This is a genomic window from Cupriavidus sp. GW821-FHT02F09 (assembly GCF_059421605.1).
Genome location: NZ_JBWKVH010000048.1, coordinates 36,092 through 54,385 on the forward strand (window position 1 = coordinate 36,092; position 18,294 = coordinate 54,385).

19 protein-coding genes are annotated in these 18,294 nt (G+C 68.0%); 9 read left to right on the top strand and 10 right to left on the bottom strand.

The genetic code is table 11. The features are described 5' to 3' along the window. Positions 1-105 precede the first annotated feature (105 nt). The 3 genes from prmC (at position 106) to AC07XB_RS33150 (ending at position 2,093) form a co-directional block, all read left to right on the top strand. Positions 106-1,023 (top strand): peptide chain release factor N(5)-glutamine methyltransferase, encoded by a 918-nt coding sequence (gene prmC / locus AC07XB_RS33140; protein WP_492375872.1) that lies wholly within the window; start codon positions 106-108, stop codon positions 1,021-1,023. Between the two features lie 130 nt (positions 1,024-1,153). Next, the gene (gene grxD, locus AC07XB_RS33145) at positions 1,154-1,465 is read left to right on the top strand and encodes a Grx4 family monothiol glutaredoxin (protein WP_150985669.1); all 312 of its coding nucleotides are present in this window, start codon (positions 1,154-1,156) and stop codon (positions 1,463-1,465) included. Positions 1,466-1,472: 7 nt separating this feature from the next. Further along, complete coding sequence (locus AC07XB_RS33150) at positions 1,473-2,093, top strand: UbiX family flavin prenyltransferase (RefSeq protein WP_492375871.1); 621 nt, start codon at positions 1,473-1,475, stop codon at positions 2,091-2,093. Between the two features lie 61 nt (positions 2,094-2,154). On the opposite strand, the gene AC07XB_RS33155 is transcribed toward AC07XB_RS33150, so the two are convergent. The 3 genes from AC07XB_RS33155 to AC07XB_RS33165 form a co-directional block, all read right to left on the bottom strand. Further along, complete coding sequence (locus tag AC07XB_RS33155; protein ID WP_492375870.1) at positions 2,155-2,382, bottom strand: hypothetical protein; 228 nt, start codon at positions 2,380-2,382, stop codon at positions 2,155-2,157. 151 nt (positions 2,383-2,533) lie between these two features. After that, on the bottom strand, positions 2,534-4,054 hold the full coding sequence (gene amaB / locus AC07XB_RS33160) for an L-piperidine-6-carboxylate dehydrogenase (RefSeq protein ID WP_492831575.1): 1,521 nt from the start codon (positions 4,052-4,054) through the stop codon (positions 2,534-2,536). After that, positions 4,051-5,175 carry a saccharopine dehydrogenase family protein gene (locus AC07XB_RS33165; protein WP_492831592.1) on the bottom strand — a complete coding sequence of 375 codons (1,125 nt, stop codon included), beginning with the start codon at positions 5,173-5,175 and terminating at the stop codon, positions 4,051-4,053. Before AC07XB_RS33165 ends, amaB begins: the two co-directional genes overlap by 4 nt. 260 nt (positions 5,176-5,435) lie before the next feature. Here AC07XB_RS33165 and AC07XB_RS33170 point away from each other — a divergent pair, with 260 nt between their 5' ends. Together AC07XB_RS33170 and dapB are read left to right on the top strand one after the other, a co-directional pair. Then, positions 5,436-5,885, top strand: coding sequence for an Lrp/AsnC family transcriptional regulator (locus AC07XB_RS33170; protein ID WP_174427647.1), 450 nt, complete (start codon positions 5,436-5,438; stop codon positions 5,883-5,885). Positions 5,886-5,985: 100 nt separating this feature from the next. Then, positions 5,986-6,795 carry a 4-hydroxy-tetrahydrodipicolinate reductase gene (gene dapB / locus AC07XB_RS33175; protein WP_492831574.1) on the top strand — a complete coding sequence of 270 codons (810 nt, stop codon included), beginning with the start codon at positions 5,986-5,988 and terminating at the stop codon, positions 6,793-6,795. 40 nt (positions 6,796-6,835) lie between these two features. Here dapB and AC07XB_RS33180 read toward each other — a convergent pair whose 3' ends face one another. The 6 genes from AC07XB_RS33180 to AC07XB_RS33205 form a co-directional block, all read right to left on the bottom strand. Beyond that, entirely contained in the window at positions 6,836-7,504 is a 669-nt protein-coding gene (locus AC07XB_RS33180) for a hypothetical protein (protein ID WP_492375867.1), read from the bottom strand. A 95-nt stretch (positions 7,505-7,599) separates the two neighbouring features. Further along, positions 7,600-7,896 carry a hypothetical protein gene (locus AC07XB_RS33185; RefSeq protein WP_492375866.1) on the bottom strand — a complete coding sequence of 99 codons (297 nt, stop codon included), beginning with the start codon at positions 7,894-7,896 and terminating at the stop codon, positions 7,600-7,602. Between the two features lie 129 nt (positions 7,897-8,025). Further along, a complete protein-coding gene (locus AC07XB_RS33190) occupies positions 8,026-9,498 on the bottom strand; it encodes a chloride channel protein (protein ID WP_492831573.1) in 1,473 nt (490 codons plus the stop codon). A gap of 129 nt (positions 9,499-9,627) precedes the next feature. Continuing rightward, positions 9,628-10,605, bottom strand: coding sequence for a Bug family tripartite tricarboxylate transporter substrate binding protein (locus AC07XB_RS33195; protein WP_416049801.1), 978 nt, complete (start codon positions 10,603-10,605; stop codon positions 9,628-9,630). Between the two features lie 81 nt (positions 10,606-10,686). Further along, positions 10,687-12,192, bottom strand: coding sequence for an acyl-CoA synthetase (locus tag AC07XB_RS33200; RefSeq protein WP_492831572.1), 1,506 nt, complete (start codon positions 12,190-12,192; stop codon positions 10,687-10,689). Continuing rightward, positions 12,192-13,124, bottom strand: a complete 933-nt coding sequence (locus AC07XB_RS33205; RefSeq protein ID WP_492375862.1) for an SDR family oxidoreductase — start codon at positions 13,122-13,124, stop codon at positions 12,192-12,194. The genes AC07XB_RS33200 and AC07XB_RS33205 overlap by 1 nt, the downstream gene beginning before the upstream one ends. A 161-nt stretch (positions 13,125-13,285) precedes the next feature. Here AC07XB_RS33205 and AC07XB_RS33210 point away from each other — a divergent pair, with 161 nt between their 5' ends. The 3 genes from AC07XB_RS33210 to AC07XB_RS33220 all read left to right on the top strand — a co-directional run bounded on the left by AC07XB_RS33210 (position 13,286) and on the right by AC07XB_RS33220 (position 16,272). Continuing rightward, positions 13,286-14,218: a LysR family transcriptional regulator gene (locus AC07XB_RS33210; RefSeq protein ID WP_174427655.1), complete on the top strand. Its 933-nt coding sequence runs from the start codon at positions 13,286-13,288 to the stop codon at positions 14,216-14,218. Between the two features lie 127 nt (positions 14,219-14,345). Beyond that, on the top strand, positions 14,346-14,882 hold the full coding sequence (locus AC07XB_RS33215) for a winged helix-turn-helix transcriptional regulator (protein WP_492375860.1): 537 nt from the start codon (positions 14,346-14,348) through the stop codon (positions 14,880-14,882). Positions 14,883-14,961: 79 nt separating this feature from the next. Then, a complete protein-coding gene (locus AC07XB_RS33220; RefSeq protein ID WP_492831591.1) occupies positions 14,962-16,272 on the top strand; it encodes an MATE family efflux transporter in 1,311 nt (436 codons plus the stop codon). A gap of 22 nt (positions 16,273-16,294) precedes the next feature. On the opposite strand, the gene AC07XB_RS33225 is transcribed toward AC07XB_RS33220, so the two are convergent. Continuing rightward, entirely contained in the window at positions 16,295-16,516 is a 222-nt protein-coding gene (locus AC07XB_RS33225) for a hypothetical protein (RefSeq protein ID WP_492831571.1), read from the bottom strand. Between the two features lie 514 nt (positions 16,517-17,030). Here AC07XB_RS33225 and AC07XB_RS33230 point away from each other — a divergent pair. Beyond that, a complete protein-coding gene (locus AC07XB_RS33230; protein WP_492811625.1) occupies positions 17,031-18,164 on the top strand; it encodes a metallophosphoesterase in 1,134 nt (377 codons plus the stop codon). Positions 18,165-18,294: the final 130 nt, after the last annotated feature.

Genomic DNA, 18,294 nt, shown 5'->3' on the forward strand with positions numbered 1-18,294 from the left:
AGACACTGGCGCATCGCGCCCAGGCACCGCCGCCCGGGCAAGCGCGTTACACTGCAAACCCCGTCAGGGCACCTCCCGGCGGGGTTTTGTTTTTTTGCCTTCTCCATGCCCAGCACCACGTCCACCGCCACCTCCCCCAGCCCCAATGCCACCACGCCGGTCTCACTGCCTGAGACGGCCACGGTACGCGACGCCCTGGCCGTGGCTGCGGCGGCCGGCTTGCCAGCGCTGGAGGCGCGACTGCTGATCAGCCATGTCACCGGGCTCACCCGCACCCAGCTGATCACGCGCGACGACGAAACGCTTGCCCCGGCCCAGCGCGACAGCGTGGCCGCCTTGCTCGGGCGCCGCCTGGGCGGCGAGCCGGTGGCCTACTTGCTGGGGGAGCGGGAATTCTTCGGGCGCGCCTTCCGCGTGACCCCGGATGTGCTGATTCCGCGCCCGGACACCGAAATCGCCGTGGAAGCGGCCTTGAAGCTGCTGGCGCCACTGGTTGCGCCCCGGGTGCTCGACATGGGCACCGGATCCGGCGCGCTGGCCGTCACGCTGGCCTGCGAACGGCCCGACGCCGAGGTCTGGGCAACGGATATCTCGCCCGGCGCGCTGCAGGTGGCGCAAGACAACGCGCGCGCCCTGGGCGCCGGCAATGTGCGCTTCCTGGCCTCCGACTGGTACGCCGCGCTGCCCGCTGGCCTGCGCTTCGACCTGATCGTGAGCAATCCGCCCTATATCGCCGCCGCGGACCCGCACCTGGGCCAGGGCGACCTGCGCTTCGAGCCGATCGATGCGCTGACCGATCATGGCGATGGCTTGTCGGACCTGGGGGCAATCGTGGCCGGGGCCGCCGCGCGCCTGCATGCGGGCGGCTGGCTGCTGATGGAGCACGGCTACGACCAGGGCCAGGCTGCCCGCGACCTGCTGGCCGCCGCCGGCATGGCCGAGATCTTTACCGCGCGCGACCTGGCAGGCCATGAACGATGCAGCGCGGCTCGCCTGTCGGCGCAGGCCGGGGCGGCCGCCTGAAGCCGGCAGCCGATTCCGGTAAAATCAAATACTTGATTGCATCAAGGCGCACGCATCACGCGCGCCTTTCCGATTTCCCGATAGCGGTGCTGGCCAGTGCCTGCACCGCGAGCAACTGAAAAGAGACATCATGAGTGACGTGCAGCAAAAGATCGACCAGATCGTCAAGGGCAGCCCGGTGGTCCTGTTCATGAAGGGCACCGCCCAGTTCCCGATGTGCGGCTTCTCCGGCCGTGCGATCCAGATCCTGAAGGCCTGCGGCGTCGACGCGCCGACCACGGTCAATGTGCTGGAAGACGACGGCATCCGCCAAGGCATCAAGACTTACGCCAACTGGCCGACCATTCCGCAGCTCTACGTGAACGGCGAGTTCGTCGGCGGCTCGGACATCATGATGGAGATGTACCAGAACGGCGAACTGCAATCGCTGCTCAAGGCCTGAGCGCGACATGACCGCAGCGGGCGCAGCGGCGGGTGCAGCGGGTGAGGGCAAGCCGCGGCGCATCGTCGTCGCGATCACCGGCGCCACCGGCGCGGTCTATGGGGTCCGTCTGGTACAGATACTGGGCGCCGCGCCTGGCGTAGAGGCCCATCTGCTGATCTCGGCGGCGGGCGTGATGAACCTGCAGCACGAACTCGACATCAGCAAGGCCGAGGTGGAGGGCTTTGCCCAGGTGGTCCACAACGTGCGCGATATTGGCGCCACCATTGCCAGCGGCTCGTTTGCCGCCCATGCGATGGTGGTGGCGCCCTGCTCCATGCGCACGCTCGCGGCCGTGGCGCATGGCCTGTCCGACAATCTCATCACCCGCGCCGCGGATGTCACGCTCAAGGAGCGCCGCAAGCTGGTGCTGATGGTGCGCGAAACGCCGTTGAACCTCGCGCACCTGCGCAACATGACCGCCGTCACCGAGATGGGCGGCATCATCTTTCCCCCGGTACCCGGCTTCTACCAGAAGCCGCAGAGCGTGGCGGAACTGGTCGACCATACGGTTGGCCGCGTGCTGGACCTGATCGACGTGCCGCAGACGCTGGCGCCGAGCTGGGCCGGGCTCAACGGGCAGGCCTGACAGCCCGACAAACGCGTTTAACCTCGTTCTACCCCTGCTAGCCCGTACTACCGCTCTCGCTTCAATGCCAGTAGCGATAGCGGCGGCCGCCGTAGTAGCCGCCGCGATAGCCATAGTAGCCACCGTAAAACCCAGGGGCCACCACCACCGGCGGCGCCGCGTAGACCGGCGCCGGCGCCACTGCGACCTCGCCACCCCCATAGCCATAGCCGGGATAAGCCGGGTAGACCGCACAACCGCCAAGCATGGCGGCGCCAACCATCGCGAGTCCCATCATCAACGTTTTCATCTCATCGTCCTTGTGGCTTGTTTAGCCTTGGTCTAGCCATAAGAACGTTATACGGGGCGGTTTAGTAATACAGGGTCAACCTGCTGTAACCCTTGTTACGAATCGCAACGTTTGGGTGAACGTAAAGGACTCGGACCTCAGGCCTCAGGCCTCAGACATCAAACCGCACCCCCTGCGCCAACGGCAGCGCATCACCATAGTTCACGGTATTGGTAGCGCGCCGCATATACCCCTTCCAGGCGTCCGAGCCGGATTCACGCCCGCCGCCAGTCGCCTTCTCACCACCGAACGCACCGCCAATCTCCGCCCCGCTGGTGCCGATATTCACATTGGCAATGCCGCAATCGCTGCCGCTTGCCGACATGAAGCGCTCCGCCTCGCGCAGCGACTCGGTGAAGATGCAAGACGACAAACCATGCTCCGACGCATTGTTCAGCGCGATGGCTTCGTCCAGCGTGGTGTACGGCATCACGTAGAGAATCGGCGCGAAGGTTTCGCTCAGCATCATCTCGTGCTGGCGATCGGTCAGCACCAGCGCGGGCCGCACGTACTCGGCATTGGGGTACTTTTCGGCCAGTACGCGCTCGCCGCCGTGCACGGTATTGCCATGCTCGCGGCAGCGCAGCAGCGCGGCGGCCATGGCGGCGCCCGCGGCGCCATCGATCAGCGGACCGACCAGCGTTGTCTCGGCCAGCGGATCGCCCACCGGCAGGCGGCCGAACACCTGGATCAGGCGCGTGGTAACGGCCTCCAGCACGTCGACATGCACGAAGGCGCGGCGCAGCGACGTGCAGCGCTGCCCGGCCGTGCCCGCCGCCGAGAAGGTCATGGCGCGCACAGCGAGTTCGAGATCGGCCGAGGGCGCGATGATCGCGGCATTGTTGCCACCGAGTTCCAGGATGGCGCGCTTGAACCGCTCGGCGCAAGCGATGCCCACGGCGCGGCCCATGCGGGTGGAGCCGGTGGCGCTCACCAGCCGCACAGCGGCGTGTTCCACCAGATGCTGGCCTAGCGCCGGGCCACCCGAGAGCACGGTGGCGATGCCAACGTGCTGTGGCGCGGCAATCTCCAGCACGCCGTCAAGCAAGCTCTGCATGGCCAGCGCGGTGAGGGGCGTTTTTTCCGACGGTTTCCAGATCACGCCATTGCCGCACACCAGCGCCAGCGCCGCGTTCCAGGCCCAGACCGCCACGGGAAAGTTAAAGGCCGAGATCACGCCGCACAGGCCATAGGGATGCCAGGTCTCGCGCATCGCATGCCGTGGCCGCTCCGAGGCGATGGTAAGGCCATGCAACTGGCGCGACAGGCCGACGGCGAAGTCGCAGATGTCGATCATCTCCTGCACCTCGCCGAGCCCTTCCTGCAGGATCTTGCCGGCCTCCAGCGAAACCAGTTCACCAAGATGCTTCTTGTGTTCGCGCAGCACTTCGCCAAAGCGCCGCACCACCTCACCGCGCACTGGCGCGGGCACCAGCGCCCAGCTGGCTTGCGCCACGCGAGCGCGTTCGATGCGCGCATCGGCCTCGGCGTGGCTGCAGGCGGGCAGGTGCCCGAATGCCTCGCCGTCGATCGGCGAGTGCACCGGCAACGCGCCGGTGGGGCCTTCGCCGTCGCGCCACGGCGGCGTCAGCCCGATGGCCTGCCAACAGGCCGCGAATTCCTTTGCTTTCATACCGTTGCCTCTTGAAGCGGATGACGGGTGTAGTGTCGGCCAAAACGGTTGGCCAGGAAAACGTCCAGCGGCATCGCCTCTTGCGCAACGAAGCCGGCCTGTGGCAGCTCGCCATTGGCAACCAGGTCCAGCGCGGTGCAGATGCCGGCCGCCGTGGTGAGCTGGATCGCATTGACGTGGCCGGCAGCCGTTTGCGCGCCGCCAATGCGCACCGAGAACGACGCCTGTGTCAGCGGCCCGCGCCCGCCTTTGCCACCGCTGGCGGCATAGCCGGTGGCGTTGGCGAACACGATCACCACGTCCTGCTGCGTGGCGGGGATCGCGCTCTCGAAGATCTCGCGCATCCAGTCGCGGCGCTCGCGCAGGCGCAGGTCGTTGAGCAGCAGCTTCATCACCGCGCAGTGGCCCGGATAGCGGATCGACTTGTAGTCCACGTCGCGCGCCCGGCCCGCCAGCGTCTCGGGCAAGGTCCCAAGCCCTCCTGAAGTATTAAAGGCTTCGTACTCGATGCCGTCCAGCGCAAAGCTCTCCAGCCCTTCCAGCGCTGGCACTTCCACGCGGCGGCCATCGACGATGGCCTCGCACGGGTTGCAGTATTCGTTGATCAGGCCTTCGGTGCTCCAGGTCAGGTTGTACTTGAGCGCATTGCTCGGGTAGCGCGGCAGCGCGCCAACGCGCATCTTCAGGTCGAGCAGTTCGCCACCGCCGCGCAGGAAGCGCTGGGCGAGGTCATTGCCGACCACGCCGATAAAGCCGGGCGCCAGCCCGCATTGCGGCATCAGCACGGAGCGCGCACCCTCGGCCAGGCGGCGAATGGCGTGGGTGGCGGCAACGTCTTCGGTCAGGTCGAAGTAATGCACGCCAAGGCTGGCCGCTACCGTGGCCACGCCAACCGCGGCGTGGAATGGCAGTGCGTTGAGCACGGCCTGCGCGCCGCCGAGCAGCCGGGCGCAATCCTCGGTCTGGTCCGGGTCGCCGATGCGCACGGCGATGCCCTCTGGCACGCCCTCGAGATGGGTGGGCTCGCGGTCAACCAGGGTCACGCGGTAGTCGCCACTGTCATGCAGCATGATGGCGATGGTGCGGCCGATCTTGCCCGCGCCCAGCACGACCACGCGCATCGGCGTCTGCCTGGTTTGGGTGTTCTGTCCAGTTTGGTCCAGATGGCCGGTTGGCGTAATGCAGGTCATGATGTCCCTCATGGAAGTGATTCAGCGGAGCAAGCCCATAGCTGAAGTATGGTTGCGGGCACAGGCAGAATGAAGGAACAAGATTGACGAAAAGGCCTCACAATCGAACGATTCGGCAAGATCAACGGTCGAATCGACGAACCACGTGCTTTTGACCTGCCCGCCGCCCCTAGCCCGCCACTAGCCCGCCCATGACCGAACTCGACCAGACCGACCGCCACCTGCTCTCCCTGCTGCAGGCCAACGCGCGCGAGAATGCCGCCAATCTCGCGCGCAAGCTCGGCATTGCCCGCACCACCGTGGTGGCACGCATTGCGCGGCTGGAGCGCGATGGCGTGATCGCCGGCTACGGCGTGCGGCTGGGCAAGGAAATGGAAGACAACGCTATCCTGGCGTTCTGCGGCATGTCGGTGATGCCCAAGAGCGCGCCCGCGGTGGTGCGGGCGCTGCAGCGCTTTCCCGAAATCGAGGAGCTGAACTCGGTTAGCGGCCCGGTGGACTACATGGCGGTGATCCGCTGCGACACCCATGCCCGGCTGGACAAGCTGCTGGACGAAATCGGCGCGCTGGATGGTGTCAATCACACCACCACCTCGATCGTGCTGGCGCGCAAGATCGACCGGCGCCGCGCCGCGGGCTGAGCCAGCGCCGCGCGCGCGAAAGGCTTATGCTGCACAACCTGGCAGCCAGCCCGGCGCGGTTGGGCACCCCGGAAACCATCCAGATCAGGAGAGCAAGACGATGAGCAATCGCATTCGAGTCGCCGTAGGCGGCGTGACCGGCTGGGCCGGCGGCGAACTGGCGCGCGGCGTGGCGCACGCGCACGACATGACGCTGGTGGCCGGGCTGTCGCGCGGCGCGGCCGGCCAGGCCCTGGCGGCGCTGACCGCGCACAAGGGCACGCCGGGCGTGGCAGTGGCCAGCATCGACGAGCTGGCGCAAGGTGCCTTCGACGTTTATGTGGAATACACCAAGCCGGACATTGCCAAGCGCAACATCCTGCAGGCGCTGGCCAAGGACGCGCACGTGGTGGTGGGCACCTCCGGGCTATCCGACGAGGACTATGCCGAGATCGATGCCGCCGCGCGCCAGGCCGGGCGCGGCGTACTGGCCTGCGGCAACTTTGCCATCACCGTGGTGCTGCTGCAGAAGTTCGCCGAGATGGCCGCGCGCCACCTGGAGCACTGGGAAATCATCGACTACGCCAAGGCCGGCAAGATCGACGTGCCCTCCGGCACCGTGCGCGAGCTGGCATATCGGCTGGGACAGGTCCGTGAGGCCAGGCAGGTGGTGCCCATCGACCAGGTCAAGGGCCCGAAGGAAGCGCGTGGCGCGACGATGTCCGGCAGCCAGGTGCACGCCGTGCGCCTGCCGGGCTATCAGTTGGGCGTGGAGGTGATCTTCGGCGCCGACGGGCAGCGCCTGCACCTGAAGCATGAGTCCGGCGACGGCTCCAAGCCCTATGTCTCGGGCGCCCTGCTGGCGATCCGCAAGGTGCATACCTTGACCGGGCTGGTGCGCGGGCTGGACAAGGTGATGGAAGGACTTTGAGGGCCTTTGCGGCGCGCGGAGCGCCGCAAAGCCACAAACGCTACCAGCTGCCTTCCTTGCCCTTCTTCTCCGCGCCCTTGCCGCCGGGGGCCGCTTGCGGGGCGGACGCCGCCTTGGGGTTGAGCTGTTGCGCCATCGCGTTGTCCTGGTTGGCCATCAGCATGCGGGCCTGGGGCAGCAGCAGTTCGATGGTGCCGGTATTGGGATCCTCCGGAATGGCGTAGAGCTCCACGGTCAGCGGCTTTTTCATCCAGCCGGCGTGCACACTGGTGATGGGCTGGCCGGCCTTGTCCTTCATCTTCACCTGCTCGGAACGAAAGGGCTTGCCGTAGCGCGCGGTCAGGCTGTCCACCACGGCTTTCTCGGAGCGCACGCCGTCGGTCGGCACGATGACGCCGACCAGGGCGCTGCGGTCGACAAAGGCCACCACGTGGGGACCATCCATGAAGGCAGGTCGCTTGTCGCGCGGCACGCCAACCTGGCGCATCACGCCGTCGCCGCGCACTTCAACGCACAGGGCGGTCACGTCGCGGCCGTCAGGGGTGCGCTTGTCAGCGCAATCGGGCAGCGTGGGCAGCGGGCTGCCGATCTCCAGGCTATCCATCATCGGCGCCAGTTTGTCGGCGGCACCATCGTTGGAGGCAGCACCGGCCCAAGGCGAAATCAGCAGCAGGCTGGCGACAGCCAGCCCGGCGAGGGGGTATTTCATCCAGACTCCTGAGATAAGCTCCGGGTTGGAGCGCCCCCTACGCGCGTGGTTCCTGCCACCCGCCACAAGATGGCATGCAGGCACACTGCCGGGGGTTAATGCGTCATATTCATCACCGCGCTGGCCATCACCGCCAGCACCATCAGCAGCAAGCCCCACAGCAGCAGGCGCGGCACCCGGCTGGGCGGCAACTGCCGCCGCGGCGAGCGTGCCGATGACGGTAGCGGCGCGCGCTGGCGGGTATGGCCATGCAGGCCACGCGTGTGCCACACAGTGTCCGGCCCGAGGTCGCGTAAAGCCGTGCCTTCCTTGCCCTGCGGCTTGCGTGGGCTTTGCGACTGCGGCTGCGGGCGCGGTGCGCCGTTACTGCCCGGCGGTCGTTTTGTGGCCATCTGTGCTCCCCGGTTCGTCGTGCCGGCGCGGATCCTCATGTGCCGCCGGTACACAGCGCCGGGTACATGGCCCGGGCGCCGCTCATGGTAAGACAAAGCGGCAACGAGCACCATGGCCATGGCCTGCGCTTATGCGGCGGGAGCCACTTTCCGCGTGGCTGCAAGCGCCTCGCGCCGGAAAGCATGGCCCACTTGGTGATAGAACGGGTGCGGGCAGAACTGGCGTGCCAGGAACGAAGCCAGCAGCGACGAGGCCAGCAGGAACAAGGTGAGGTCCTGCGAGCGCGTCATCTCCATCACGATCACGCTGGCGGTGATGGGAGCCTGGGTGGCGGCGGCCAGGAAGGCGGCCATCGACACCAGCGCCAGCACGCGTGGCTCGGCCATGCCACCGAAGAGGTGGCCGACCCAGTCCGCCACATTGGCGCCGATGCCGGCACCGATGGCCAGCGACGGCGTAAAGATGCCACCGGGAATGCCGGCAAAATACGAGACCACGGTCGCCGCCAGCTTGGCCAGGCCGAACCACAGCGTGGCGTGCGGCTCGCCATTGATCAGGCCGGCAGCCTGCCCGTAGCCGGTGCCGAAGGTGGCGCCCCCTGTGGACCAGCCGATCGCCGCGGCCGCCAGGCCGCACAGGAACGCCACCTGCACGGGATGCTGCAATGGCCAGGCGCGCAGCCGTGCCGGCATCAGCGCGGGCACGCCGCCGGTCAGCAGCTTGGCAAACAGGCCGCCCAGCGCGCCGTTGACCAGGGCGCACAGCAGTACCGGCCCCCAGGCATCGTGCAGCGCGAGGATCGGCGTCTTGACGCTGAAATAGGGATTGTTGCCAAGCACCGCCAGCGAGAGAAAGCCGGCGGTCAGCACCCCTGACAGCACCAGCCGGTCCCAGCGCACGGCGGTGCCGCGGCCAAGCTCCTCAATGGCGAACACCACGCCCGCCAGTGGTGTATTGAAGGCGGCGGCAAGGCCCCCGGCAGCGCCGGCGGCGATCAGCGCGTTAGGATGAAAGCCGATGCGAAAGCGCAGCTTCTCGTGGCACCAGCGCCCCCAGGCGAGCATGGCCGCGGCGCCAACCTGCACCGATGGCCCTTCGCGGCCGATGGAGGCGCCCGCCAGCAGCCCGCCGGTGGTCAGCAGCACTTTCCACATGGACTGGCGGAACGACACCAGCAAGCTCTGCGCCGGCCCCGCCGGGGGCAGGCCGAACGCGGCGATCACCTGCGGGATGCCGCTGCCGCGCGCCTGCGGCGCCAGGCCGATGGTGAGCCAGCGCAGCGCGGCCAGCCCGAACGGCAGCAGCACAAAGGCCAGCCAGGGCGTGGCCGCTGTCAGGTGCGCGTTCCAGCGCAGTGCCACCTCGGCAATCCAGGCGAAGATCAGGGAGAACAGCGCCACGCAGCCGGCGCCGCACATGAAGACGGCGTAGCGTAGCGTGGTGCGGGAGATACGCCACATCTGGCGCGACTTGCGGCCCGCTGCCATGCGGGCGCGGCGGCGCAGCGCGCGCAGCCGGTTGTGGTCGGAGGCCCGCCCGGAAACGTCTTCAGGACCGGACGGCTCGGGATCTTGGCTGCGATTGGGTGTGACGTCGTTCATGGAGCGGCAGGCGTGGGCGAAGAAACGCCGTGACGAGCCCGAGGGCCGGATTCATCACGGCGTGATGGAACTATACGCCGATCGCCGCCGGGCATGCCGCGCACAAAGTGCGCGCCAGAGGCCCCTGGCTCAGTCCAGGCTGATGTTGTTGGCGCGAATGACCTTGCCCCAATGCTCGCGATCCGCCTCTACGTAGCGGTCGATCTCGGCCTGGGTGCGCGGCGGCTGAATCACCAGTCCCAGTGCGCTGAAGGTCGCCCGGAAATGCGGATCCTTGAGGACCTGCGCGGCCGCGGCCTGCAGCTTTTCCACCACGTCCGGCGGTGTCTGCGCCGGCACGGCGAGCCCGAACCAGGTTGCGGCCTGGAAGTTGGGATAGCCGCTCTCGGCCACGGTCGGCACGTTGGGCAGCACTTCCAGCCGGGTGCGGCCGGTCACCGCCAGCGCGCGCAGCTTGCCGCCCTTGATGTGGGGCAGCGAGGTGCTGACCACATCCACCATCAGTTGCACATCGTTGGCGAGCAGCGCCGAGAGCGCCGGCGCGCTGCCGTTGTATGGCACGTGGGTGACCGAGATCCCGAGTTCGGTCTTGAGCATTTCGGTAGCAAGCTGCAGCGCGTTGCCCAGGCCGACCGAGGCGTAGTTGAGCTTGCCGCCGCTGGCCTTGGCGTAGGCAGCGAACTCGCGGATATTGGTGGCCGGCACCTGGCTGTTGGTCACCACCACCAGCGGCGCCTCGGCGCCAACGGTGAAGATCCGGAAGTCGCGCGGCGGATCGTAGGCGATCTTCTTGTAGAGCATGGGATTGAGCACCATGCTGCCATTGGTGGCAAGCACCATGGTGTAGCCATCGGCGGGTGCGCGCGCCACGCTTTGCGTGCCGATCATGGTGGCGGCGCCGGGGCGGTTCTCCACCACCACCGTCTGCTTGAGCACGCGGCTCATGCCATCGGCCAGCCCGCGCCCGAACTGGTCGGTGGAGCCGCCCGGCGTGTAGGGCACCACCAGCTTGATGGGGCGGTCGGGATAGGCGGCAGCGGCCAGTTGCGAACAGGCGAAGACGGCGGCGCCGGCCCAGGCGCGCCATCCGGTTTTCCAGCTATGCATTGTGTAGTCTCCTTGACGTTTTTTGACGTCTGGTGTTCGGTACTCGGTACTCGGTACTTGGCATTCGGTGCCCGGTGCGGCTCAAACCCGCCGCGTGCGCCCTTCCCAGTACTTGTCGCGCAGGCGGCGCTTGGCCAGCTTGCCGCTATCGTCGCGCGGCAGCAACGCCTCCACCACGATGGTGCGCGGCACCTTGAAGCCGGACAGGCGCTGGCGCAGCCATTCGATGATGGCGCCCTCTTCCAGCGTGGCGCCCGCCACCGGTTGCACCATGGCCAGCAGCCGCTCGCCGTATTCGTCGTCGGGTACGCCGAACACCACGCAGTCGGCCACGCCGGGATAGCGCACCAGCTCGTGCTCGATCTCGGCCGGGTAGATGTTCACGCCGCCGGAGATCACCATGTCGGAGGCGCGGTCGCAGATAAAGAGGTAGCCATCGGCGTCCAGGTAGCCCATGTCGCCCAGGCTGACCAGGCCGTCGCGGTCGATGGCGCGGCGCGCTGCCTCGTTGTTGCGATAGGTGAAGTCCGGGTAGGCGGGCTGGCGCACATAGACCAGGCCGATCTCGCCGGTGGCGCAGGCAACGCCGTGCTCATCCAGGATGCGGACTTCGCCCTGGTCAACCGGGCGCCCCGCCGTGCCGGGCTTGGCCACGGCGTCGGCCGGCGTGGCCACGGTAATCATGCCGGCCTCGCTTGAAGCATAGGTTTCATGGATCACCGGGCCGAACCAGTCCAGCATGGCGCGCTTGACCTCGGGCGCGCACGGCGCTCCGGTCGAGGCGACAAAGCGCAGCGAGGACAAGTCATAACGGGCGCGCACGTCGGGCGGCACCTTGAGCATGCGCACATACATGATCGGCACCAGGTAGAGCACGTCGATGCGGTGCTTCTCCACCAGCGCCAGCACCTGCTCCGGATCGAAGCGCGCGCACAGCACCAGGCGCTCGCCAAGCTGCAGCGCGTTCTGGATGAACACGCCCGGCGCGCTGTGGTACAGCGGCGCGGCCATCAACGCGCGCGTGCCCTGCACGATGCCCATGGTCTGCGCCACCACCGAGCGCATGCGCGCGAGCTGCTCGTCCAGCATGGCCAGCGGCGGCGCGGCGCGCAGCACGCCCTTGGGGCGGCCGGTGGTGCCAGAGGTGTAGGCCATGTGGCCGCGCGGCGCCACGCGCGGGCCATCGTAGGGCTGCTGCTCTGCAAGCCAGCTTTCGTAGCCGGTGGTGCCAGCGGGGCTGTCCTGGCCCGGCGCCGCCACGGCCAGCACCTGCACGCCTGCGGGCACCACGGCGCGCACGCCGTCCAGCAGGTCGGCGCTGACGATCAAGGCCCGGGCGCCGCTGTCGGTCAGCAGGAAGCGGATTTCTTCCGCCGTGAAGTGCCAGTTGATCGGGCAATAGTAAGTGCCGGCCGTGCGGCAGGCATGCACGATATCGGCAAAGACCGGGTCGTTGCGCAGCAGCACCGCGACCACGTCGCCTTCGCCCAGGCCAAGCGCGCGCAGGCCGCCGGCCAGGCGCGCGCCGCGCTCGCTCAGTTCGGCGCCGGTACGGTGGATGTCTTCAAACAGGAGGTCAGCGGCCATCAGTTGTCTCCAGCCTGGCTAGGCTTGGTGGTAGAGCGGGTCGGGGTCGGTGCGTTGACGGTGCGCCCGGCACGATCGGCGGCGTTCGTGGCCGCGATGCGCTCGCGCGCGGCTTGCCATTCGGCATCGCCCCAATCCAGGTACTGCTTGAAATAAGCGCCGTTGGCAAGGTAGTCGCCGCCATCCAGCGCAATGGTCTGCCCGTTGATCCACGCGTTGTCGCGAGCCAGCAGGAAAGCGGCCAGGTTGCCGATATCCTGCGGCTGGCCGATGCGGCCCGTGGGGTTCTGGCCGCTCATCGCGTCTTGCTGCGCATCCTGCGGACGCAGGCGCGAGCCCGCGCCTTCGGTGGGGATCACGCCCGGCGCGATGGCGTTGCAGCGGATGCCGTGGCGGCCCCACTCCACGGCCAGCGACTTGGTCATGGCGTCCACGCCCGCCTTGGACATGGCGGACGGCACCACGAAAGGCGAGCCGGTCCAGACCCAGGTCACGACGATGGACAGGACCGAGCCGGGATGGCCGTCGCGGATCCAGCGCTTGCCCACGGCCTGCGTGGTGTAGAAGGTACCGCGGAAGACGATGTCCGAGATGGCGTGAAAGCCGTTGGGAGACAGATCCTCGGTGCGGCTGATGAAGTTGCCTGCGGCGTTGTTGACCAGGCAATCGAGCGGGCCGTGCCCGCTCCAGATGGTCTCGATCATGGCGTCGACGGCAGCCGCGTCGCGGATGTCCACCGCGTGCGTCACGACCTTGGTGCCGTGCTGGTGGCGCAGCACCTCAGCGGCCTCGTCCAGCACCGCCAGCCGGCGCCCGCACAGGTGCAGCTCCGCCCCCAGCCCCGCCAGGCGCTCGGCCATGATCAGGCCCAGCCCGGTGCCGCCACCGGTGATCAGCACGCGCTGGCCGGCGAAAAGATCGTTCTTGAACATGGTGTCTCCTGCTTGTTTCAGGGCGGTGTCGCGCCCGCCTGGCCCTGCCTTGGCGATCCCGCAGGGCATGGTCACTGTAGCCTCGGCTCCCCGTATCGACAATTCCCTCGCAGCGACTCACAATGTTGCGCCATACGCGACAATTCTCCATGGAATCCCGGATGGACCTCAACCTGATCCAGGCCTTCGTCGATATCGTCGAAGCCGGCAACTTGTCCGAGGCGGGGCGGCGGCGCGGCGTCACGCGCTCGCAGGTCAGCCGCCAGCTGCGCGAACTGGAGCACCAGGCCGGCGCGCAGTTGCTGCGCCGTACCACGCGCCGGCTAGAGCTGACCGAGGCGGGCCGCGCGCTTTACCAGCACGGGCTGCGCATCCTGCAGGAAGTGGCGTCCGCCCAGGCGGAGATCGACAGCCTTGGCACCACCCTGCGCGGCCACGTGCGCGTGAGCGTGCCGACCGGGCTGGGCGACACCTTCCTCGCGCCGCTGCTGCTGGAATTCACCGGGCAGCATCCCGGCATCTCGCTGCGCGTGTTTTTTGCCAACCGCGTGGTGGACCTGATCGCCGCGGAGATCGACGTGGCGCTCAAGGTGACTTCGCAGCCGCCGCTGGACCACGTAGCGCGAGACATCTGCGCCATCGACTGGCAGCTCTGCGCCTCGCCCGGCTACCTGGCCCGCCACGGCCCGCTGCAAACCCCGGCCGACCTGGCGCGCTGCCAATTCCTGTGCCCGCCCTATCCCGCCCGGCGCTTCGTGCTCACGCTCAACCGCGGCGAGCAGCGCGAAGAGGTGGAACTGAGCCCGCACCTGCAGTCCGAGCATTTCCCCTTCCTGATGCGCGCGGTACGCGACGGCCACGGCGTGGGCCTGCTGCCGGTCTACGCCGGCTGGGACGATGTGCGCGAAGGCCGGCTGGTGCCGGTGCTGACCGAATGGAAACCGGAAGGATTGGGCAGCCGGCTCTACATCATCACCACGCCCAACCTGCATCCGTCGATGGCCACGCGCACCTTGATCGACTTCCTGCGCGCGCGGATTCCGGCGCTGGATGTCTTCAGCGCCCCGGGCGGTACCGCTTTGTGCGCACCGTAGTCCCCGCACGCCGCTTGCAGCGCGCCAGCAAACTTTCAAATTGCAAGTTAAGATGCGCCGAAACCCTTGGCTTGCAAAACGAAAGTAAAAACCCGAGCCAACCCTGCAAGCCGCGCGAGAGGAGACCATGGGACATACCGACTTTGCCAGCATGCCTTGCCCGATTGCCCGCTCGATGGCGGTGCTGGGCGAGCGCTGGGCCATTCTTTTGCTGCGCGAGGCGTTCTACGGCAGCACCCGCTTTGATGAATTCCAGCGCCACCTGGGCATCGCGCCCAACATCCTCAGCGCACGCCTGAAGACGCTGGTGGAACACGGCATGCTGGAGCGCGTGCCGGCGCCCGACAGTGCACGGCATGCCTACCACCTCACAGAAAAAGGCCGCGACTTCTTCCCCGCCTTCGTGGCGCTGAAGGCCTGGGCCGACCGCTGGATGACCGACGAGCGCGGCCCGCTCACCTTGCTGCAGGACAAGCACACCGGCGCGGAGATCGCCACGCCGGCGCTGGCCCGCCCGGACGGCAGTCCGCTGACGCTGGACGACCTGCGCGTGGCGCCAGGCCCTGGCGCGGGCAGCTATCTGCGGCGGCGCTTTGGCGCCGCTGCCGGCCTGCAAACCGCGGACGAGCAACCGACAGACGAAACGGAGTCCAGCCATGAATGAGCCGCAAGCCAATCCCATGGCCGGAGCCGCGATGGCGCCAGCCGCAGCCGCATCCATTGCCACCCACGCACACCCGCTGATGCGCGAACTGATGCGCCGCATCCTGCTGCTGGCCGCGCCCACCAGCCTGATCGCCTTCCTGCAGGCAGGCGCGCAACTGATCGAGACCTGGCTGGCGGCGCGCCAGGGCACGGCGGCGCTGGCGGGCTGGGCGGTAGTGCTGCCGTTTGCCTTGCTGCTGCAGCAGATGTCCACCGGCGCCATGGGCGGTGGCGTGGTGGCGGCCATCGCCCGCGCGCTGGGCGCGAACAAGCGCGAGGAGGCCTCGTCGCTGGTGCTGCACGCACTCATCATCGCGGTCACGGCGGGGCTGGCGTTTGCCGTGGCGATGGCCGGCTTCCCGCGCGCCGTCCTGGGCGCGGTGGCGGGGCAGACCGCGGCGGACGCGGCCGCCACGTATGCCATCTGGCTGTTCGGCGCCGGCGCGGTGCCGGCCTGGCTGGCCAACACGCTGGCATCGGTGCTGCGCGGCGGTGGCCGCCATGCGCTGGCGGCGCGGGTGCTCTCGCTGATGTGGATCGTCTTCCCGGCGCTGGCCTGGACGCTGGCCGAGCCGGTGGGCATGGGCCTGGCCGGTATCGGCGCGTCACTGGCGGCGGTGTCGTGGGCGGCGGCGCTGGCCATGGCCTGGGTGGTGCTGCGGGGCGGCGCGGGGTTCGTGCCGATGCTGCGCATCCGTCCGTCACGCGCGCTGTTCACACGCATCCTGTCAGTGGGGCTGGTGGCCTGCGCGCTGGCCTCGGTGGCCAACCTGTCCACGATCCTTGTGACCACCCAGCTGCGCCACTATGGCACCGCCGCGGTGGCCGCATACGGCATCTCGGCGCGGCTGGAGTTCCTGATGATCCCGCTAGCGTTCGGCGTGGGCTCCGCGCTAACCGCGCTGGTGGGGCGAGCAGTCGGTGCCGGCGACTGGGCCACCGCACGCCGCACGGCCTGGGCCGGCGCGCTGATGGCGCTGGCGGTGGCCGGCGCGGTGGGTGCGGTGGTGGGACTGGCGCCGGATGCCTTTGCCGGGTTCTTCACCAAGGACGCCGAAGTGGCGAGCATCGCGGCGCGCGCGCTGTCCTGGGTCGCGCCGGCCTTCGGCGGCTTCGGGCTGGGCATGGCGCTGTATTTCGCGTCGATGGGCGCTGGCCGCATGGGCTGGCCGATCGCGGCCGGCATCTCGCGCATCGCGCTGGCCGCCGGCGGCGGCTGGCTGCTGGCGAACGTCGCGGGCATGGGCCTGGACGGGCACTTCCTGGGCGTGGCGCTGGGCATCACCGCTTATGGCGTGGTGACGGCGCTTGGCGTGCGTGGCGCTAACTGGTCGGCGCGCGGAGCCTGAGCGGGCGGCGCAAGCGGCCCACTCAGCGCATCACGGGGTGCGCGTTGCCGCTCAGCCCGGCATCCCTGACCTCGGCCGGCACCGCCGGCCATCCGCCGCCCAGCGACTTGTACAAGGCTGCCGTGCCATTCAACACATCGACCTGCCCCTGAATGGCGGCGAGCTGCGCATCGAACAGCTTCTCCTGCGCGGTGGTGACTTCGAGGTAGCTGGAGTTGCCGCCCTTGTAGCGCGCCCGCAACACGTCGGCCGCGGATATCCACCGCCTGACTGCTCTCCGTCTGTTCGACAAACTCGAAAGTGACCGGCGATTCCTGTGCCGCGGTCTTGATGATCTGCTCTGGCACCGCCCGCAGCGCCGCCGGCGGCACCTCGTGCTAGCCGCAGGTGGCCAGCAGCCACAGCAACGTGAGCGACAGCGCGCCGCCCCACAGCCAACCCGACGGGTTCATTTGCACCTGCGGCGGCTGCCGCAAGCATGCGCAACTGTTCATGCAAGTGGAACCACTGAGGTGGTGCAAGTAATTCAATCTGTCTTGCAAGCGACTTAAGTGCTTTCGGGCACAGCTCACGCCCCTTGAATCTGCGGGCCGGGGGCCTCACGTACACCATCGATGCGCAAAACGGAAAAGCGGCTCAGCGCCGACAATTCCAGGACGCCCGCCACACTGTCACAGCGTCGCGGCGTCGCCGAAATGCTCTAAAACAATATCAATGCTGGAAGCATCCGGCCCCGACTCCCACACCCTGGAGGTGGCATGCCCCCTCGCACCACCGTTTTCGTCGCCGCCCTCGTGGTTGGCCTGCTCCACGGCTATATCGGCTTGCGCCTGTTACCCGACATGCCGGTATCCTTTGCCATCAAGGCGCTGGCCGTAGCGTGGCTGGCGCTATCGTGGCCGCTGATTCCCGCAGGCCTGCTGGCGCGGCGCCTGGACCAGCCGTGGTCCGACGCGCTGACCTGGGTGGGCATGCTGGCCATGGGTTTCTTCTCTTCCTTGCTGATACTGACGCTGGCACGCGACGTCGTGCTGCTGTTGAGCGCGATGGCCGGCTGGCACCCGGCATGGCTGCTGCCCCGCTCCGCCGCCACGGTGCCGGTGCTGGCGCTGCTGGTCACCGTGATGGGATTTTTCAATGCGCGGCGGCTGGCGCAGGTGGTCGAGGTGGAAGTCCCCATCGCCGGCCTGCCTGACTCGCTGCACGACTTCACCATCGTGCAGATCAGCGACATCCACGTTGGCCCCACCATCAAGCGCGCCTACCTGGAGCGCATCGTCGCCCGCGTCAACGGGCTGGCCCCGGACGCCATCGCCATCACCGGCGACCTGGTCGACGGCACCGTGCGCGAGCTGTCCCGGCACACGGCCCCGCTAGGCAACCTGAAGGCCCGCCATGGCACCTACTTTGTCACCGGCAACCATGAGTATTACGCTGGCGCCGAGCCGTGGATCGCGGAGCTGCGCGGACTGGGCCTGCGCGTGCTGATGAACGAGCATGTGGTGATCGGGGAAGAGGAGGAAGCGCTGGTGCTGGCAGGCGTGACCGATTTTTCCGCCCACCGTTTCGACGAGAGCCACCGCAGCGACCCGGCGCGCGCGCTGCACGGCGCCCCGGCGGTGGTAGCCGCGCGCGTGCTGCTAGCGCACCAGCCGCGCACGGCGCCGGCTGCATCCACCGCGGGCTTCGACCTGCAGCTCTCCGGACATACGCATGGCGGCCAGTTCTGGCCCTGGAACCTGTTCGTGCCGATGCAGCAGCCTTATACCGCCGGGTTGAACCGGCATGAGGCGATGTGGGTGTATGTGAGCAGGGGGACCGGGTATTGGGGGCCTCCTAAGCGGTTTGGGGCGCCGTCGGAGATTACTAAGTTGAGGTTGGTGAGGAAGTGAGTTTATTGGGTGGAATCAAGGGCTTAACTGCAAATTCAGCTTCAACTTCAACCTCAACTGCAGTTTCACCACCCCTGCGGGGCGGCGACCTACTTTTTTGTCTTGCCAAAAAAGTAGGCAAAAAAGGCGC

Bases quoted from the DNA above. Each gene is read 5' to 3' on its own strand.
- AC07XB_RS33195 (WP_416049801.1), bottom strand. From the start codon at position 10,605: ATGCATAGCTGGAAAACCGGATGGCGCGCCTGGGCCGGCGCCGCCGTC.
- AC07XB_RS33210 (WP_174427655.1), top strand. From the start codon at position 13,286: ATGGACCTCAACCTGATCCAGGCCTTCGTCGATATCGTCGAAGCCGGC.
- AC07XB_RS33170 (WP_174427647.1), top strand. From the start codon at position 5,436: ATGACCGAACTCGACCAGACCGACCGCCACCTGCTCTCCCTGCTGCAG.
- amaB (WP_492831575.1), bottom strand. From the start codon at position 4,054: ATGAAAGCAAAGGAATTCGCGGCCTGTTGGCAGGCCATCGGGCTGACG.
- AC07XB_RS33220 (WP_492831591.1), top strand. From the start codon at position 14,962: ATGCGCGAACTGATGCGCCGCATCCTGCTGCTGGCCGCGCCCACCAGC.
- AC07XB_RS33180 (WP_492375867.1), bottom strand. From the start codon at position 7,504: ATGAAATACCCCCTCGCCGGGCTGGCTGTCGCCAGCCTGCTGCTGATT.
- AC07XB_RS33150 (WP_492375871.1), top strand. From the start codon at position 1,473: ATGACCGCAGCGGGCGCAGCGGCGGGTGCAGCGGGTGAGGGCAAGCCG.
- AC07XB_RS33185 (WP_492375866.1), bottom strand. From the start codon at position 7,896: ATGGCCACAAAACGACCGCCGGGCAGTAACGGCGCACCGCGCCCGCAG.
- AC07XB_RS33190 (WP_492831573.1), bottom strand. From the start codon at position 9,498: ATGAACGACGTCACACCCAATCGCAGCCAAGATCCCGAGCCGTCCGGT.
- AC07XB_RS33215 (WP_492375860.1), top strand. From the start codon at position 14,346: ATGGGACATACCGACTTTGCCAGCATGCCTTGCCCGATTGCCCGCTCG.
- AC07XB_RS33155 (WP_492375870.1), bottom strand. From the start codon at position 2,382: ATGAAAACGTTGATGATGGGACTCGCGATGGTTGGCGCCGCCATGCTT.
- AC07XB_RS33205 (WP_492375862.1), bottom strand. From the start codon at position 13,124: ATGTTCAAGAACGATCTTTTCGCCGGCCAGCGCGTGCTGATCACCGGT.
- prmC (WP_492375872.1), top strand. From the start codon at position 106: ATGCCCAGCACCACGTCCACCGCCACCTCCCCCAGCCCCAATGCCACC.
- dapB (WP_492831574.1), top strand. From the start codon at position 5,986: ATGAGCAATCGCATTCGAGTCGCCGTAGGCGGCGTGACCGGCTGGGCC.
- AC07XB_RS33200 (WP_492831572.1), bottom strand. From the start codon at position 12,192: ATGGCCGCTGACCTCCTGTTTGAAGACATCCACCGTACCGGCGCCGAA.
- AC07XB_RS33230 (WP_492811625.1), top strand. From the start codon at position 17,031: ATGCCCCCTCGCACCACCGTTTTCGTCGCCGCCCTCGTGGTTGGCCTG.
- AC07XB_RS33165 (WP_492831592.1), bottom strand. From the start codon at position 5,175: ATGCGCGTGGTCGTGCTGGGCGCGGGCAAGATCGGCCGCACCATCGCC.
- grxD (WP_150985669.1), top strand. From the start codon at position 1,154: ATGAGTGACGTGCAGCAAAAGATCGACCAGATCGTCAAGGGCAGCCCG.